This window comes from Ardenticatenales bacterium, assembly GCA_020634515.1.
Classification (GTDB): domain Bacteria; phylum Chloroflexota; class Anaerolineae; order Promineifilales; family Promineifilaceae; genus JAGVTM01.
The window spans coordinates 651,478-668,544 of record JACKBL010000002.1 but is presented as its reverse complement, the minus strand read 5'-3'; the positions used below and the strand labels follow the sequence as shown (position 1 = coordinate 668,544).

Sequence of the window (17,067 nt, the reverse complement as noted above, 5' to 3'; positions counted from 1 at the left end):
AACCCCCACCTTCGGATCGCAAACGGACAAAGCCAGCATACTGGAATAGCAATCGTTGAATCTTGAAGTAAACGTTGGGGAGCCAAGTAATGCCGACTTGTGGGAAGAAAATTGGTTGGTTGCTGAGGTCAAGGGAAAAGTGCGTTTGCGAGAATTACCAGGCAGCCTGAAGTATAACACGCCTGCCTGGTCTCGTCAAAGTCTTTCGTCGGTGGGCTGTTCAGCCTCAGGGGATATGCCCCCACAAACCTTCCCAGAAGCTCGCTTTCCGGCCAAATACGTCTCATTGAAGTCATTTCGCCTCAATACAACTTCCGGGAAGGTGGTCGTGAATAGTTGCGCGTCGGTAGCTGTACTGTATGATGCCGGCATCAACCATTCCCCTTCTCCGACATAATGACCGTTCGCCGCCCGGTCAACCGAATGATATTCGTGCCGCTCTGCTTCCCGGCTCCAGGACATCGAGAAAGTCGTTTCAGACGGCCCCCTTGACGGGCGCCATTTCCGCGGCGATAAATGCTTCGGCCTGTTCCACGAGAGCACGATTGCCAATGAAAAGCGGCGTCCGCTGGTGCAAAGCCGTAGGAACAACGTCGAGAATCGGCCCGCATCCTGTGGAGCCATATCCGCCTGCCTGCTCCGCCAGGTAGCTCAAGGGAGCGGCTTCATATAACAAGCGGATCTTCCCCTGCGGCTTCTGCGCCTCCGCCGGATAAAGGAAAACGCCGCCGCGCAGGAGGTTCCGGTGGAAATCCGCAACCATGGAGCCAATGTATCGTTCAGACAGGGCAGGCGATGGGGGCGCGTCCGGTTCCACACCTTGCAGCCAGCGCACATATTTTTGCACACCGGGCGTCCAGTGGCGATAGTACGCATGGTTGACGCTGTAGAACCTGGGCGGGTTGGGCAAAGTCATGTTTTCGTGTGAAAGGAGAAACTCACCCAACTCCGGATCGAGCGTAAATCCGTGGACGCCGTGTCCCGTACTGTAGACCAGCATGGTGCTGGAGCCATAGAGCACATACCCCGCCGCGACGAGCTTGCGCCCTGGCTGCAAACAGTCTTCCAGACGCCCGCGGTTGGCCCAATCGAGGCAACGATAGATAGCGAAGATCGTGCCAATACTCACATTAACGTCAATGTTGGAGGAGCCGTCAAGGGGGTCGTAGATGAGGACGTACGAACCTTTCTGAAACTGTGGGGGAATCTCCAGGATATCTTCTTGCTCCTCCGAGGCCATGACGCACAAGCGCCCGGTATGGTCGCACAGGCGAAAAATGATGTCGTCAGCGTAGACGTCCAGTTTCTGCTGTTCTTCACCTTGAATGTTGACGGCGCCCGCCCGCCCGAGAATATCCGTAAGACCGGCGCGATTGGTTTTGTGGGCAATCACTTTGGCGGCGAGGGCGATGTCGTACAACAGGTTGGTGAATTCGCCACGCGCATGAGTAGGCTGGTTATCGTAGACGAAACGTTCAATTGTCACAATTTTGGACATGCGCAGCTCCTGGGAAAAGCGTGAACAGTGGGAAGTGGGATAGATGGACGGGCACGAGGTGCGGCGCGCCGGATGCAAGATAACGAGCGATTCCTTCAAGCGAGAAATATGACAAAGTAGTAAGCAATTGTCACGGACCAGAGCAGGCTGTCCACGCGGTCCAGCGCGCCGCCATGCCCCGGAAGCAAATTGCCGGAATCCTTGACGCCGGCCTGCCTTTTTAGGAGAGAGATTGCCAGGTCGCCCGCGGGGCTGAATGTGCAGGTGAGCAGGCCGAAGAGGCCGGCCAGGCCAACAGGGAGATGCAGTAGGGAGGCGGCGATGACGGACAGGGCCGTGCCGGCAATGATGCCACTGATGTACCCTTCGACGGTCTTGTTAGGGCTGAGGCGAGGGGCGAGTTTGCGCCGTCCAAAGCGTTTGCCAAAAGCATAAGCGGCGGAATCGGCGACCCAGATGGCAACCAGGGCCAATGCGGTCCATTGCCAGGGCTGCGTGAGCACGTTGCGCAGGCGAAAGAAGTGACTGCCAAGCCAGCCGACGATAAGAATGCCGGCATTCATCGTCAACCAATCCGCCGCTGCTGTCTCACTATGCCGGCCCTCATACAACCAGAGACCATACAGCATCGTGGCAAACAGGGTGATGGCAAACGCCACGTTCAGCAGCCCCAGGTCCGGCCATTGACCATCAACGAAGAAGAGGAGATTTGCCGGCAGCAACAACCACACCAGCGGCTTCCAACCCAAATGCTGCAACAAATGGCAATACTCAACCGTTGCCAGCAGCAGCATAAGCAGCAGCGGCAGAAAATAGAACCAGCCCCCCAGGTAGACCAGGTAGAGAGCCAGCGGACCAAGCGCGAGTGTTACAAGTAATCGCTGCCAGAACATAACGGAGAGGGAACGCGACTAGACTTCCATAATTTCAGCGTTTTTGGCTCGTCCCAGTTGATCAATCTTTTCCACGAACTTCTTCGTCAGTTCATCCAGTTGATCCTGCGCCCTGAAGAATTCATCCTCGGTGATATCCGATTCGTTTTTCAAGTCGCGGAAATCATTCAGCACGTCGCGTCGCACATTCCGCACCGCCACCTTGGCGTCCTCGACCCGCCCCCCTACCAGCCGCGTTAATTGCCGCCGGCGCTCTTCCGTCAACATGGGAATGTTCAGCCGAATGATTTTGCCATCATTGTTGGGCGTCAAACCCAGATCGGACTTGAAAATGGCGCGTTCGATGGCTGACAACGTACGGGCATCGAAAGGACGAATGCCCAATTGCTGCGGCTCAGGCACGGAAACCAACGCGAGCTGGTTGAGGGGCATTTCCATGCCATAAACCTCAACCATCAGACGGTCCAACAAATGCGGGGAGGCGCGTCCGGTGCGATAAGAAGCCAGATCATCCTCCAGAGATTTAATAGCACCCTTCATTCGTTCTTCCGCGTCCTGTAGAAGTTCAAGAATCATCAGAGCCTCCTTCGAAAACACCTTGTCGGGCGAATTTCTAACTCGCACCCCGCGTTCAAAAATGACGCGGAAAAACGCGAAAAAAACAACAATAAAAATAGTGGGCAGCGGCCAGAAGCGGCGCGCGCGGTCCCTGTTTGTTAATTGGAAATAGTCGTGCCGACGACTTCTCCTCTGATCAGTTTTTCCACGCTGCCCTCGTCCCACAAGTTGAGCACGACAATCGGCAGGTTGTGCTCCATGCAAAGAGAAATAGCCGTTCCATCCATCACGCGCAAACGCTGGTTGAGAAAATCGATGTAAGACAAATGATGAAAACGGCGCGCATCCGGGTAGGTATGTGGGTCTTTGTCATACACCGCATCCACCTTCGTGGCCTTGACCAGCACATCCGCGCCAATTTCCATGGCGCGCAGTGCGCCCGCCGTGTCCGTGGTGAAGTATGGATTCCCCGTGCCGCCGCCGATGATCACGACTCGACCTTTGTCCAGGTGGCGCATCGCGCGCAGCCGGATGTACGGTTCCGCTACGGCACGCATTTCAATCGCTGTTTGCACGCGGGTGACAATGCCCGTGCGCTCCAGCGCATCTTGCAAGGCCAGCGCATTCATGACGGTGGCAATCATACCCATGTGGTCGGCTGTACTCTGCTCCATGCCAAAACGCATTCCGACCGAACCACGCCACAAGTTGCCCGCGCCAATGACGACAGCGACTTGCACGCCTAAATCATAAACGCTCTTGATTATCGCGGCAACTTCCGCCGCGCGCATGGGGTCAATGCCGAACCCATCGGGTCCGGCCATTGCTTCGCCCCCCAACTTCAGCAGAATGCGTCTGTATTTGATCTCTGGCATCAAACTTGACTCCATCATTGTCTCTTATGGGGTGATGCCGGCATCACCGCGACGGGGACGTGATAGCAAAAAGGGGCAGTTTTGACGCTGCCCCTCTTCCGGTTACCAATCCTTTACAGCCCCTCGCCAAGTTCATAACGCGAGAAACGGCGCACCATGATGTTTTCACCCATCACGCGAATGGCATCCGTGATCATGTCCTTAATCTTGACCTTGTCATCCTTCACGAAAGGCTGTTCCATGAGACAGGTGTCTTCATAGAATTTGTTCATACGGCCGGCGATGATCTTTTCCGCCACCGCCTCCGGCTTGCCTTCACTCAAGGCTTGCGCGCGCAGCACACTCATCTCGCGCTCCAGCTCGGCTGCCGGCACATCTTCAATATTCACGTAGCTTGGGGACATCGCCGCGATGTGCAGCGCCAGATCGTGCGCCAGTTCGCGGAACTGCTCATTACGTCCCACGAAATCTGTCTCACAATTCAGCTCCAAAATAACGCCAACCCGGTTCCCCGGATGCGCATACAGTTCAATCACCCCTTCATTCGCGTCACGCGCGGAGCGTTTGGCGGCCTTCGCCAGCCCCTTTTCGCGCAGCGCATCCACGGCTTTCTCAAAATCGCCGTTCGTTTCCGTCAGAATCTTCTTGGCTTCCAGCACACCCGCGCCCGTTACCTGGCGCAGCTCTCTGATCATATCGGTCGTAATCTTCATGCGTCATATCTCCTGTTTCCTCGGCTACGAGGCAATCTGTCTCCGGGATAATTCGGCCATAATCACCCAGACACATCAGGCCGCCGCGTATTACGCGACCGCCCGCAAATTTGCTTTTGTTCGTATACAGTGGGTTTTTACCGATACCGCGACGTATACGCGGCAAAAGGGCAGACACGAACGTCTGCCCTTACGCGCATCTCAATGACAGGCTCTAGTCCTCGTCGTTGTACTCGTCTTCATTGTCTTCATCGTCGGACGGCTCTTCCGTCTCACGGATCTTCGCCAGTGTCGAGCGACCCAGCAGGTCTTCATCCGTGGCCTCATGCAGGCGATCATCGTCCTCGTAGTCGTACTCTTCGAATTCGCCCACAGCTTCGTCCATGGACTCTTTTCGCAGCGACATCCCTTCGAGCGCCGCATCCGCCATCTTACCGCAAATGAGCTTGATGGCGCGAATCGCATCGTCGTTAGACGGAATGACAAAATCAATCGGATCGGGGTCGCAGTTGGTATCCACCATGGCAATGATGGGGATTTGCAGGATGTTGGCCTCGCGTACGGCGGTTTCTTCGTTGCTGATGTCTACAACAAAAAGCAAGTCAGGGAGGCGGTCCATCGTGCGGATACCACCGAGGCGGGTATTGAGCTTTTCGATTTCCCGCTCCAGGGTCAGGCGTTCTTTCTTCTTCAACAGGTCAAATTCGCCCTCGTCCCGCCGCTTTTCCAGCTTCTCCAGGTACTTGATACGCTGGCGGATCGTCTGCCAGTTGGTCAGGGTTCCGCCGAGCCAGCGCTGGTTAACGTAGGGCTGGTGAGCGCGTTCCGCTTCCTTGGCGACGGTGTCCTGCGCCTGACGCTTGGTTCCCACGAACAGGACGGAGCCGCCCTCCGCCACGGTATCGCGCACCAGGCTGTAAGCTTCTTCAATCATGTAGAGGGTTTGTTGCAGGTCAAGGATGTGAATGCCGTTGCGCTCGGTAAAGATGTACGGCTTCATATGGGGATGCCAACGACGGGTGCGATGACCAAAATGCACGCCCGTCTCCAGCAAGGCTTTCATTGAAACGACTCGCATGGTAACTCCTTCAGTTGTGTTTTGTGCTTCCACGTTCTTCAATCCGGGCTGGAACTCAAGCGTGCGCTTCTTGCGCACGGTTCAGCACACCCAGCCGGTCCAAACGTGTGTTTGATGGAAAAACAAAAGGGGCGGGATGCGCGCCCATGTGTAGGTCTACCAAATCGGGCGCGTAAACAGCGTGTGGATTATAGCGAATGTGACGTTTTGCGCAAACGGAAACGCGAAGGCGCGACGGCGGATCCGGTGTTTGCGACGGTTATTTCCATTTTGTCAGAATGGTTTCGCGCTGGAAAATACGCACGGCAACGTAGATGGCGGCGGCGTCGAGGATGAGGAGAATGCCGGCAATCAACAGCACCATATTCCGATCTAGAATGATCAGGCCGGCCATCTGCCCAAAGGCCAGCAGCACCAGCGGGACCACCACCACCGCCGACAACTGCTCCGCCACCCGCGGATCGCTCACCCGCGAGGACACCATCAGCGCCGAAGCCACGGACAGTAGAGCCAGCAGCGGCCCCACCGCCAGGATTGCCACCAGCCACAGCGGTTGCGTCAGACTGGTAAACAGGCTGGTCCCGCCTTTGATGAACATGCCCACAAGAAAAATGATAAATCCCAACCACGTGGCGGCCACTGCCGGCAAAATCGCCGCCAACGCCTTACCCGCCAACAGTTCTCCCGTGGTGATGGGCGTCGCCAGCAGCGGCTCCAGGCTGCGCGTCGTCTTCTCGCCGACGATGCTGTAGGCGGCAATGGTTACGGGAATGATCACGGGAATCATCATGAACATGAACATGAACTGCGTCGCCAGGTAGACGGAGAAGCAGTCCTTTTCCGCCACGCCCGCGCATATCGTCGCGGCCACGTCTCCGGGGAAATCCTGCATGGACGCGGCATCGACGACGGTATCGCCGGTTGCCAGGATGATGCCCAGGGCCATCCCGGTGAACAGGAGGGGGATGAAGATGACGGTGAAGAGGACCAGTCGCTGCTTAAATACTTCGGCCCATTCCTTGAGGATGATGGTTTTGATCTTGTTCATGTGTTTTTCTCAACAGGCAGACGCCGCGTCCAGGATTTGGTTCTCCCCAAGATGGGATCGTTCTTGGAATTTGAATCTATCGGAAAAGCGGATGCCGGCATTATCGCCTCAGCTATCCTTCACCAATTGCAGATAAACATCCTCCAGCGAGTGCCGCAGTTCGCCGACAAACTGCAAATCGGCGCCGGCATTCACCAACAGGCGGATCAACTCAGGATTATGCGCTTCCGGCTCGTCCAGGGCCACAACCAGCTTGTTATCCACGGCCTGCACGCGCTTCAAATAAGGCAATTCCGCCAGCGTAGGGGCGAAGTCGGCGGCAGTTCCGGCCAGGTGAAAGACCACCTGCCGCCCGTACAACTGCTGGCGCAAACGGGTCGGCGTGTCCACCACCCGCAGATGGGTATTAAACACCGCCACGCGATCACACAATCGCTCGGCTTCATCCAAGTTGTGGGTGCACATGAAGATAGTGCGCCCCTCCTGCCGCAGTTCGGCGATAAAATCGCGCACCAGCTTTGCCATTTCCGGGTCGAGGCCAGACGTCGGCTCGTCGAGGAAGAGGATGCGCGGCTCGTGCAGCAAGCTGCGGGCAATCGCCAGTTTTTGCCGCATCCCCTTGCTGAAGGTTCCCACGGCATCGTCGCGGCGCGCCCAGAGGCCAAGCAAGCGCAAGTATTTCTCCACCTGCCCGGCTACGTCCTGTACTTCGTAGAGGCTGGCGAAGATGGCCATGTTGCGGTAGGCGCTGAGGCGATCATAATGGCCGGGGGATTCGGTGAGGATGCCGACATGCCGCCGGATTTCTTGATCATCCTGGCCGATGCGGTAGTTGAGGACGGTGCCGCTGCCGGCAGTTGGGCCAATCAAACTGGTCAACATGCGCACGGTCGTCGTCTTGCCCGCGCCATTTGGCCCCAAAAAGCCAAAAACCTCCCCCTCGGCCACGTCCAGCGACAGGCGATCCACAGCTACGAACTCGTCAAACTTCTTTGTCAGATTTTCGGTATGAATCATGAGGGTCAATTCCAGGTAACCGGGATACGGCTTTATTGATAGCGGGAATCATCCAGCCTGTCGGCGGACAATTCCACGGGACGGATCGGCGCCGGCGACAGGTTGGGCAAAGGTTCCTCCGCCGCCGGCGCGGGTCCGGTATGGCGGAGCCGCCAGGCAAATGCGAGAAGGAGCGCGGCCATGAGGCCAATGATCAGTTCGGCGACGATGGCGCTCCAGGTGGTGGCGGCGTAGACGGCGGCAGCATCAAACAAGGCGTGTAGGCCAATGGCGAGAAGGAGCCAGCGCCCCTGGCGGCGGGTGAAGGTTTGCAGGACGATGAGTGAAAGGGAGATGTGCAGCGCGATGGCGAAAAGACGTTCGATGGCTCCGAGGAGGAGGAGGTAGGGCGGGGATTGGAGGAGGGTGGCGGTGGCTTGCTGCAATGCCGGCATTTGCGCCTCCGGCACGAGTACGGTTGTCCCTCCCTGGTGAACCAGAAAGAGGAAGTAGCCGTTGATGCCGACAAGTAATCCAAGGAGGAAGGACTCAATGCCGCCATGCCCCAGGCCGAGGATGAGGGCGCTGGGGCCGTCGCGCGCGTCCCGCACCCAGAAACGGTACATGAGATAACGGGCAACTTCTTCAAAAACGCCGGCGGACAGTCCCCCAAACAACGCCAACAAGATCAGATTTGCCGACAATGCCGGCACACGCGCAAACACAAACTGGTTAAAGGGAATGTGCCCCACCTGCGACAAGATGAACGTGATCGCGCCCACGCCAAACAGCCCCCAGTCGAAACGCAGCCTCTGGCTCAGAAAGTGGCCGAGCACAAATGGAAGCGCCATCATGATGAGTGCGTTGAGCAGCAAAAATAGGAAATGAATCATGGTCTTGCCAACCAAAAAACAGGGCGGACAAATACACAAGTACCATTGGTTGCCGCCGCAAGAGCCATTACTATTGCGGCATTGCCATTGTACCGCTTGCTGGCAGTACCCAATAGCGAGCCTCACACATCATCATTATACCAGGAAATGAACTGGCACTATACGCCTCACTCCCTGCTGCTCTTCACGATTGCCGGCGCACTCATCCTGCTGGGGCTTTATGCGCAGCAGTGGCGGGACAACAACGAAACACGTTACTTTACACTACTGGGACTGGCGGCCAGTTGGTGGGCGGTCACCTACGGGTTGGAACTGTCCGCTACGGGCCTGAGCGCAAAGTTGTTTTGGGCCAGGTTGGAGTATGTGGGTATTGCCGCGACGCCGCTGGCCTGGCTGTTGTTGGTGCTGCGGCATACCAATCATGAGGACTGGTTGCGGCGACGGAATGTGGTGGTATTGACGATTGTGCCGGCATTGACCATCCTCCTCGCCTTCACCAACAACTGGCACTACCTCCTCTGGCGCACCAACGAACTCAGCCCGGACGGCATCCTTCTGGCGAACACCTACGGCCCCTGGTTCTGGTTTCACGTCCTCGTCAGCTACAGCTACGTCTTCATCGGCTCCAGCTTATTGCTCCGCGTTATCTGGCGCAACCTGGTCAAAATGTTCCAGTTGCAGGCATTCATTCTGTTTTCAGGCCTCATGATCCCCTGGATTGGCAATATCCTCTACATCTTCCGCATCGTCCGCCTCGATCCTACCCCGTTTGCCTTCGGCATCAGCACTTTTCTTCTCTCTATCGGGCTTTACCGCTTTCGCTTGTTGGACATCGTGCCCATTGCCCGCGGCAGCGTGATCAACAGCATGAACGACGGCATGATTGTGTTCGATCACCACCAGCGCGTTCTGGATCTGAACCAGGCCGCGCGCACTATCTTCAATTGGCGCGAAGAAAACAGCTTTGGTCAGATGCTGCCTGATGAACTGCGTCACCAACTTCCACCACTCACGGAGAATGGAACACCAGAAGCCTTTGTCACGGAATTGCGCCTGCGGCAAGGAAACACCACGTACGGCTACGAAGCGCGCCTGTCGCCGGTAATGGACCGCGTGCAGCAACACCAAGGCTATTTGCTGCTCCTACACGACATCACCGAACGCCAGCGGTTGCAGCAGTTGCGCGAGGACCTCACCTCCACGATTGTGCATGATCTGCGTACGCCGCTCGGCGCGATCCATACCACATTGACCTGGCTGGAAGAAACGACGGCGGCGCAGATGACGGAGGCCAATCAGGAGATTCTGCACGTTGCTCGTCACAGCGCGGAGCAAATGCTCCTGCTGGTCTCCTCGATCCTGGACATTAACCGCATAGAAAGCGGTATGATGCCGATTCATTACTCTTCATTCACCCTGCAAGAGATGGCCGACGGACTCTTGAAGCGGTACGCGGTTATCGCTCATGAAAAAAAGTTGCGTTTGGTACGGGAGATTGCCGGCATTTCCCCCGCCTATGCCGACCGTGAACTTATTGAGCGCGTGCTGCAAAACCTGCTCGGAAACGCCATCAAATTCACCCCCTACGGCGGCTACGTCCGCATCAGCGCCCAACCACTGGCCGCCGACCCCCAGAAGCTCCTCGTTGCCGTTCACGACAATGGTCCGGGCATTCCCCCCGAACAACAGACCACCCTCTTCCAAAAATTCAGCACGGGTAACGCGGTCGGTCAGGGAAGCGGCCTCGGCCTGGCCTTTTGCAAGATGGCCGTGGAAGCCCACCACGAGCGTATCTGGGTCGAGAGCGAGCGCGGCCAGGGCACAACCGTCTTTCTTACCCTGAGGACCCAAAATCAAGCCTGACGGACCGCGCTCCCGTGGTAACGTCGCGCCTGACGTGACAGAAGGGTTCGTGCAAAATCGACCGGGGACTAGCCGACAAGCAAGAACCCTTCCAACGCATCCGTTATCTCCAATCTTGCTTTACAGACCCGTCCGAATAGCCCACAAGTCAGGGAAAAGAGGATGGAACAGGGTAGATGTGAGGTAGCCCACGCCTGTGGATCCCCCCGTGCCCTGCTTGTTGCCAATGGTGCGCTGCACCATCTGGATGTGGCGGTAGCGCCACTCCTGCAAGCCTTCATCCAGGTCCACCAACCGCTCGCAGACGCGCATGACGTCGGGATTGTCGCGGTAAACGCTAATCAGGATGGTCTGCACTTCCGGTGACGGCTCCAGCGGTTTTGTCACGTCGCGCTGGAGGAGAAATGCCGGCACATCATACCCATTCAGCGCCAAAAAACGCAGGAAACCATCCCACAACGTCGGCTGCGCATACCGCATCTCCAACCGTTCTCGCGGCACCGTCCCCTGCGGATAATGCACAAGCACATTGCGCCGCTTATGCCCCAGCGCAAATTCCAGCTCCCGAAACTGGTACGATTGAAAACCACTCGCCGACTCCAGCCGGTCGCGGAACGACAAAAACTCCAACGGCGTCATCGTCTCCAAAACATCAATCTGCGAAACCAGCGTCTTGAAAATCGTCAAGATGCGACGCAGCGTGGGCAGCGCGCGCGCCGCGTCGTTCTCCAACAGCCGCGCGTACAGGTAGTCCATCTCGTGCAGCACCTGCTTAAACCACAATTCGTATACCTGATGAATGATAATGAACAGCATTTCGTCATGTTCAGGACCGCCCGACTGGGGTGCTTGCAGGTCTAACAATCCTTCAATTTGCAAATAACTCGTATAGGTTAATGACATATCGCCTCCAAAATGAGTGTGGGGATGCAGGCAAAAGCAACGAAACGCCAAATGCCCATTCGCCATTTTACCACGTCCACGCCGGAGCAAAATATACACCTTCCCAGAAGCTGTCATGTTGGCAGATGTACCCTCAAAAGCTGAATAGACGATTTTCCTTTCCTCCCCCACGCAACAAATTCCGTCCCTGGTCGTATTGACTAGTGTCACCAGGCTGCAAAGCCTCTCGACCAGCCCACACCATTTCCCAACCTCATACCTCGTCCGTAACGTTTGGGTGAAGCCCGTAGCCGTCTCGGGCCAGGGCGACACCCCCCCTTTCCGATTGGTTCATTCAGAGAGCGTTAGTAGTTACGTATTTTCTTAACGCTCAAGGAGAACGAACCAACCTGGAGGGGAACTAAATTTCGGACGCTCGCCGGGCAATTACCGAATTGAAAGGAAAACGGAATGAAGCAATTAACGCAAACACAAGTAACCGGCAGCAGCTCGGATGGAACGCGCGCGCCAATTTCATCTGGGAACCATCAAAGGAGAAGCAGCATCACATGGTTGCTTTCCGGCCTGCTGTTGGCCGCATTGGCCTGCAACGTCGTCACAACCAAAGTAGGCGCGCTGCAAACCGACACACACACCATTGAACCGGCGGACGCCACGGAAGTGCGCGTCACGGTGAACATGGGTGTCGGAGAACTCAACCTGAGCGGCGGCGCGGAATCGCTGCTACAAGCCGATTTCTCGTACAACGTCGCGGATTGGAAACCCGAATTGGATTATCAGGTCACTAATAACAACGGGCGGCTGCGGGTGGCGCAGCCCAGCGGCAATATCAATGGCATTCCCGACGACAAAATTACGAACCGCTGGACACTGCGGTTTAACAACGAAATACCCCTGGATATGAACGTGACGATGGGTGTGGGCAAAAGTACGCTCGACTTCAGCGAGTTGACGCTCACGGACCTTCAAGTCAAAACGGGAACCGGGGATATAACGATGAAGATCGGGGCACAGGCTTTGGATTATGCCGGCATTGAAACCGGACTGGGAGAAACAAACATCCAGTTTGGCGGCGGTCGCCTCGACGATTTGAACGTTAAGATGGGAACAGGCTCCGTGCTCATTGACCTGCGCGGCACATGGGAAAGCAACATGAACGCCACCATCGGCGGCGGCCTGGGCGACTTAACCCTGAAGCTCCCCCGCGACGTGGGTGTGCGCGTCCGGGCAAATACCGGGCTGGGCGACGTAAAGGCCAACGGCTTCCGTATCCAGGACGACGCCTACGTCAACGACGCCTACGGGGAGTCAGATGTGACTCTGGACATCAATATCGACACCGGGGTGGGCACGGTAATCCTGGAACTGGGCGAATAGCTCCCGGAAACGGGAGCAGGGACGAAGTTCCGGCGCGGAACTTCGTCCCTGACTCACGTCAGCGTCGGCGGATGAGGAATAAAACCGCGCCGCCGAGGATGGCGACCGCCGCGGCGGCAATCCCCCAGATGACGCCTGGACTCGGCTGAGAATCCGCGCCGGGCGCTTCTGGTGCGGGCGGCGTCGCTTCTGGCGCGGGTGGCGTCGGCTGTGGCTCCGGCGTCGGCGCGGGTCTGGCCGCCAGCATGGTTCCTTTCTCCGCAACGAACACGGCCGTGGTTAATGCCGGCACGGAAAAAGTCCCCGTGCCACTATCAAACCCCGCCGTCCGTACCAGCGAGTCGGCAGACGCCGCCTGCACAGGATGCAGGGCAAACGTCGCCCCCGCCATCTCCGCATCAACGTAATCCTGCGCCACGTTTGTGGCATTGAACAGAACCACAATCGCGTCGTATTGGGGGTCAAGCGCGCCGCCCACGTCGGAGAGCGTCATCACAATCAGGCCGGGAATCTGATCCGGGCCGGTATTCTGGAAAGTAAGACGCTGCTGCACATCCGCCGCCGTCTGCAAGCGGAAGAGCGGCGAGCTTTGGCGCACGCGCAGCATTTCCTGGAAGTGGGCCTCCGTGCTCAAGATGTCGGCGGAAGTGGGGCGCAAATCGGTATTCGCCAGCAGCGGCTGCATAATGGGCCAGTTCTCTTTGTTCTTGTCCGCCGGGGGCAGGCCACTGCCAAAGCCGGCGTCCTGGTAAGTGAAGTCCAGCCGGTTGAACCAGTCGCCGGAGTCGTAGCTATCCCGATCAAACGACTTGGAGCGCAGCATGTCGCTGCCGGCATGGAAGAAAGGAACCCCCTGCGACAAAGCCACCAGACTCAACCCCATCTGCTGCATGCGCGCGCGGTCCGCTGTCGTGGCCGTGGCCGGTGCTTTGTACTGCACCGCGTCGAACAGCGTCTCATTGTCGTGCGCGGAAATGTAGACGATTTGCTCCTGTGGGTCCTGGGTGTAACCCGCGGGTGAGCCGTTGTAATCCACCTCTGCGCCCGTTACCGTCTCCCCCGTCATGTCCACAAAACTGTAATCGGCCAGATTTCCGGCCAGCGCCACGCGAATCTGGTCCGCAAAGTGCAACAACTGCACCTTCTGTACGCCTTCGGGGCGCGCTTCCACCTCGTTCGGGTTCGTGTACAAGCCATCAATGAAACCCTGCTCCTGGTAGCCGCCGAACGGGCTGCCGCCGCGCGCCGCGTCGCGCACGCGGTCGTTAAACGTGCCAATGCCCGTGCCCGCCATGTTTAGCTGCGTGGCATTGACGCCGCGGGCGTTGTCTGCCACTTCGCCGAAGTTCCACCCTTCGCCATAAACGTAGATTTGCGCCCCATCCACGCCATCGGCGTCTGTCGTGAGCGCGCGCAGCGCCGACTGCACCGCCAGCATATCGTCGCGCATGTGGTGGCCCATCAAGTCGAAGCGGAAGCCGTCGATCTTGTAGACCGTGGCCCACATGACGACGGAATCCACCATCAGCTTGTGCATCATGTTATGTTCGGTGGCCGTGTTGGCGCAGCAGGTGCTGTTGGCGACGCGCCCTTTGCCATCGAGGCGATGGTAATAACCGGGCACGATGCGGTCCAGCACGGAGCGTTCGCTTTGTCCGCTGGCGTTGGTGTGGTTGTAAACCACGTCCATGACCACACGCAAGCCCGTTTTGTTCAGGGCTTCGACCATCTGGCGAAACTCCAGGATGCGGGCGGGACCGTTGGGGTCGGTGCTGTAGCTGCCTTCCGGCGTGCTGTAATGGTAGGGATCGTACCCCCAGTTGAAGCCATCTTTGCCCCGCGTGGGCGCGAGGAGAGCCTGCTGCTCTTCCGAATCGGGGGGCAACGCCGCCAGTTCGCCAAAGTCCACCTGCTCCCAGGTAGATTTGTCTTCGTTGATGGTGGCAATGTCAAAAACGGGGAGGAGGTGAATGTGCGTCAGACCGGCGGCGGCCAGGTTTTGCAGGTGCTTCATGCCGTTGGAATCGGGCAAGGTGAAGGCCAGGTAGGTTCCGCGCAGGTCGGCGGGCACGCTGGGGTCATTGACGCTGAAGTCGCGCACGTGCAGTTCGTAAAGGACGATGTCTTCCGGCGCGGCCAGGTCTGGTTTGGCGAGGGTGGTCCAATCTGCCGGCATAAGCGCCGGGTCATTCAGGTCCACAATCTGGCTGCGCGTGCTGTTCATGGCCAGGCTAATGGAATACGGGTCCGTGACCAGGTTCGTCTCCACTTTGCCGGTGAAGGGGACGTACACTTGCACCTCATACAAGTAATACTGTCCCATCCAATCGGGCGCGCCCGCCGCCGTCCAGACGCCCGTATCCGGGTCTACGCGCATCGTCTGCGGTTGGGGGCGGGTGTTGGCGGCCGCGTCGGGGTAGAGGAGGAGGCGCACGGCGCGGGCCGTGGGAGCCCACAGGCGCAGCGTGGGCGCGCCGTCGGCGATGGTCGCGCCGAGGGGACCTTCGTAGGTGTAGAGATCATCCAGGACGCCCGGAATTTGCAGCCCGGTGGCGTCAACGACCGTGCCCTCGGCATCTTGCGCGGAGACGACGAACTGCCCCTTGAGGGCGATACGCACCTGGCGCAGGGCGTTGGGGCCGATCTTCAGGGCGGTGAAGGTGCGCAGTTGGGGGAAGCGGGCGATGATGTCGTCGCTGAGTCCGGCTGCGTCCACGGTGAGGGGGATTGTCTCGCCGCCGAAGTCGCCATCGGCTTTGAGGGTGAGGCCGCCGTTGACGGCGTAGTGCAAGGTAAAGGTGGTGGCGGCGGCGGGATCAATGTCCCAGGCGATGGTGTCCCGCGTGACCCAATGGGCCTGCGCCAGACCGAGGTCGCCTTTGGGCGCGCCGGCGGTGTTGATGGTAAGCACGTGAGTCTCCGCGTTGTATTCAAAGAAGATTTCGGCGGCGTCGGGGGGGACGGTGAAGGTGAGGGGATCGCCGCCCGGCGCGCCATCGACGCCGTAGATTTCGTCGGCGGTTTCGTTAAGGGCGACGCGGGCGGTGTAGGTTTCTCCGGTGGTGGCGAGGGCAAATGCCGGCACCGTTGCCGCGTACACCCCATTTCCATCCGGGTCTTCCAGCCAGGCGCGCAGGCAGGACGGATCATCATCCGCGGCGCAGCCCAGCTCATCCTGGAAACTGCCAAACACGGTGGGAATGCGGCTGTTCACGTTATCCGTGACCCATTTGGTCTTGTTATCATAGTAAAACTTGACCACGGCTCCCCCTTCGGGCACGGTCAGGGGGATGTTGGGGCCGTCTTTCTGCGCATTCAAGCCATAGTTGACGCTCCAACTCTGGTCAATGGCAACCTTGTATTCGTAGTTGCCTGCCGGCAATTCCCACGCCCCTTGCCATACATCATCTTCCTCGTCCAGCGTGAGAAACGTATTGCCGCAGTCCGGCTGCCAATCGCCGGAACAGCCCAGCACGCTTTGGATCGTGCCCGGAATCGTCACATAATCGGGGTTGATGTTGACCGGCGCGGTGGCGACAACGGGCGGGCTGGTGGGCGCACCCTCCGGCGCGGCGGCGGTCGTAATCGTCAGCAGCTTGCTCGCCGGGTCCCAGGTAAACGTCACCTGAGCCTTATCCGGCACGGTAAAGGGGATGTTGCCCCCGCCGGCGATGCCGTCCGCCCCGTAGTTTTCATCCCAGCTTTCATTGACGGCTACTTTTGCCTCATAGTCGCCGGCGGGGATGTAGGTGGTGATGTACGTGTAAATGCCATCGCCATCGGGGTCTTGCAGCCGCGTGCGCAGGCAGTCGGGTGCCCAGTCGCCGGCACAGCCAACAGCGTCCTGAAAGCTGCCAGGTACGTTGGCGACGATGCTGTTCACGTTGTCCGTGACCCAATGGGTGTTGTGGTCATAGAAGAAGGTGACGGATTGCTCTTCGTCCAGTTTGAGGGGGATATTAGGGCCATAGTATTCGGCGTTGAGACCGAAGTTGTCTTCCCAGGTTCCGTTGAGGGCGGCTTTGTATTCCCACTCGCCTGCCGGCAAGGTAAATTTGGCGCGCCAGAGGTCGCTGCCGGCATCGTACTGCAAGAAAGTCACGTCACAATCTGTATTCCAATCGCCGGAGCAACCCAGCTCCGACTGAAAATCCCCGGCAATCGCCACGATTTTGGGCGTGGGAAGATCGGGGGTTTCTTGCTGCGCGGCGGCGGAAAATGCCGGCAACGGACCGACAAATAGCACAAATAACAGAAAGCAGACAAAAAAGGGTCGTTGGGATGTATTCCTGGTATGTTTCATATTTTCACTCGATGTCGTGCGATACTGGTCATTGAAAATGCCGGCAGGCATTGCGGCAAGGAAGCCAGG

The 17,067-nt window shown here is 58.1% G+C and carries 13 protein-coding genes; 2 read left to right on the top strand and 11 right to left on the bottom strand.

Translation table 11 applies throughout. The features are described from left to right. Window positions 1–475: 475 nt before the first annotated feature. From fbp to H6650_07295, 9 genes are all read right to left on the bottom strand, one after another. Window positions 476–1,498, bottom strand: a complete 1,023-nt coding sequence (fbp, locus tag H6650_07335) for a class 1 fructose-bisphosphatase (GenBank protein MCB8951808.1) — start codon at window positions 1,496–1,498, stop codon at window positions 476–478. A gap of 95 nt (window positions 1,499–1,593) precedes the next feature. Next, window positions 1,594–2,391 carry a phosphatidate cytidylyltransferase gene (locus H6650_07330; protein MCB8951807.1) on the bottom strand — a complete coding sequence of 266 codons (798 nt, stop codon included), beginning with the start codon at window positions 2,389–2,391 and terminating at the stop codon, window positions 1,594–1,596. A gap of 18 nt (window positions 2,392–2,409) precedes the next feature. Continuing rightward, complete coding sequence (frr, locus tag H6650_07325; GenBank protein ID MCB8951806.1) at window positions 2,410–2,967, bottom strand: ribosome recycling factor; 558 nt, start codon at window positions 2,965–2,967, stop codon at window positions 2,410–2,412. A 140-nt stretch (window positions 2,968–3,107) separates the two neighbouring features. Next, a complete protein-coding gene (locus H6650_07320; protein MCB8951805.1) occupies window positions 3,108–3,824 on the bottom strand; it encodes a UMP kinase in 717 nt (238 codons plus the stop codon). Window positions 3,825–3,937: 113 nt separating this feature from the next. Further along, window positions 3,938–4,537: a translation elongation factor Ts gene (gene tsf, locus H6650_07315; protein MCB8951804.1), complete on the bottom strand. Its 600-nt coding sequence runs from the start codon at window positions 4,535–4,537 to the stop codon at window positions 3,938–3,940. Window positions 4,538–4,751: 214 nt separating this feature from the next. Then, window positions 4,752–5,615 (bottom strand): 30S ribosomal protein S2, encoded by an 864-nt coding sequence (rpsB, locus tag H6650_07310; protein MCB8951803.1) that lies wholly within the window; start codon window positions 5,613–5,615, stop codon window positions 4,752–4,754. A gap of 259 nt (window positions 5,616–5,874) precedes the next feature. Next, window positions 5,875–6,663 carry an ABC transporter permease subunit gene (locus H6650_07305; GenBank protein MCB8951802.1) on the bottom strand — a complete coding sequence of 263 codons (789 nt, stop codon included), beginning with the start codon at window positions 6,661–6,663 and terminating at the stop codon, window positions 5,875–5,877. A gap of 108 nt (window positions 6,664–6,771) precedes the next feature. Beyond that, complete coding sequence (locus tag H6650_07300) at window positions 6,772–7,680, bottom strand: ABC transporter ATP-binding protein (GenBank protein ID MCB8951801.1); 909 nt, start codon at window positions 7,678–7,680, stop codon at window positions 6,772–6,774. Window positions 7,681–7,712: 32 nt separating this feature from the next. Further along, window positions 7,713–8,552, bottom strand: coding sequence for a YhfC family intramembrane metalloprotease (locus tag H6650_07295; GenBank protein ID MCB8951800.1), 840 nt, complete (start codon window positions 8,550–8,552; stop codon window positions 7,713–7,715). A 147-nt stretch (window positions 8,553–8,699) separates the two neighbouring features. On the opposite strand from H6650_07295, the gene H6650_07290 reads away from it, so the two are divergent. After that, complete coding sequence (locus H6650_07290; protein ID MCB8951799.1) at window positions 8,700–10,415, top strand: PAS domain-containing protein; 1,716 nt, start codon at window positions 8,700–8,702, stop codon at window positions 10,413–10,415. Between the two features lie 120 nt (window positions 10,416–10,535). Here the strand turns inward: H6650_07290 and H6650_07285 are convergent, their stop codons facing one another. Then, on the bottom strand, window positions 10,536–11,318 hold the full coding sequence (locus H6650_07285; GenBank protein MCB8951798.1) for a tryptophan 2,3-dioxygenase: 783 nt from the start codon (window positions 11,316–11,318) through the stop codon (window positions 10,536–10,538). Between the two features lie 450 nt (window positions 11,319–11,768). On the opposite strand from H6650_07285, the gene H6650_07280 reads away from it, so the two are divergent. Next, the gene (locus tag H6650_07280; GenBank protein ID MCB8951797.1) at window positions 11,769–12,695 is read left to right on the top strand and encodes a DUF4097 family beta strand repeat protein; all 927 of its coding nucleotides are present in this window, start codon (window positions 11,769–11,771) and stop codon (window positions 12,693–12,695) included. A 58-nt stretch (window positions 12,696–12,753) separates the two neighbouring features. Here the strand turns inward: H6650_07280 and pulA are convergent, their stop codons facing one another. Then, window positions 12,754–15,981 carry a pullulanase-type alpha-1,6-glucosidase gene (pulA, locus tag H6650_07275; protein ID MCB8951796.1) on the bottom strand — a complete coding sequence of 1,076 codons (3,228 nt, stop codon included), beginning with the start codon at window positions 15,979–15,981 and terminating at the stop codon, window positions 12,754–12,756. Window positions 15,982–17,067: the final 1,086 nt, after the last annotated feature.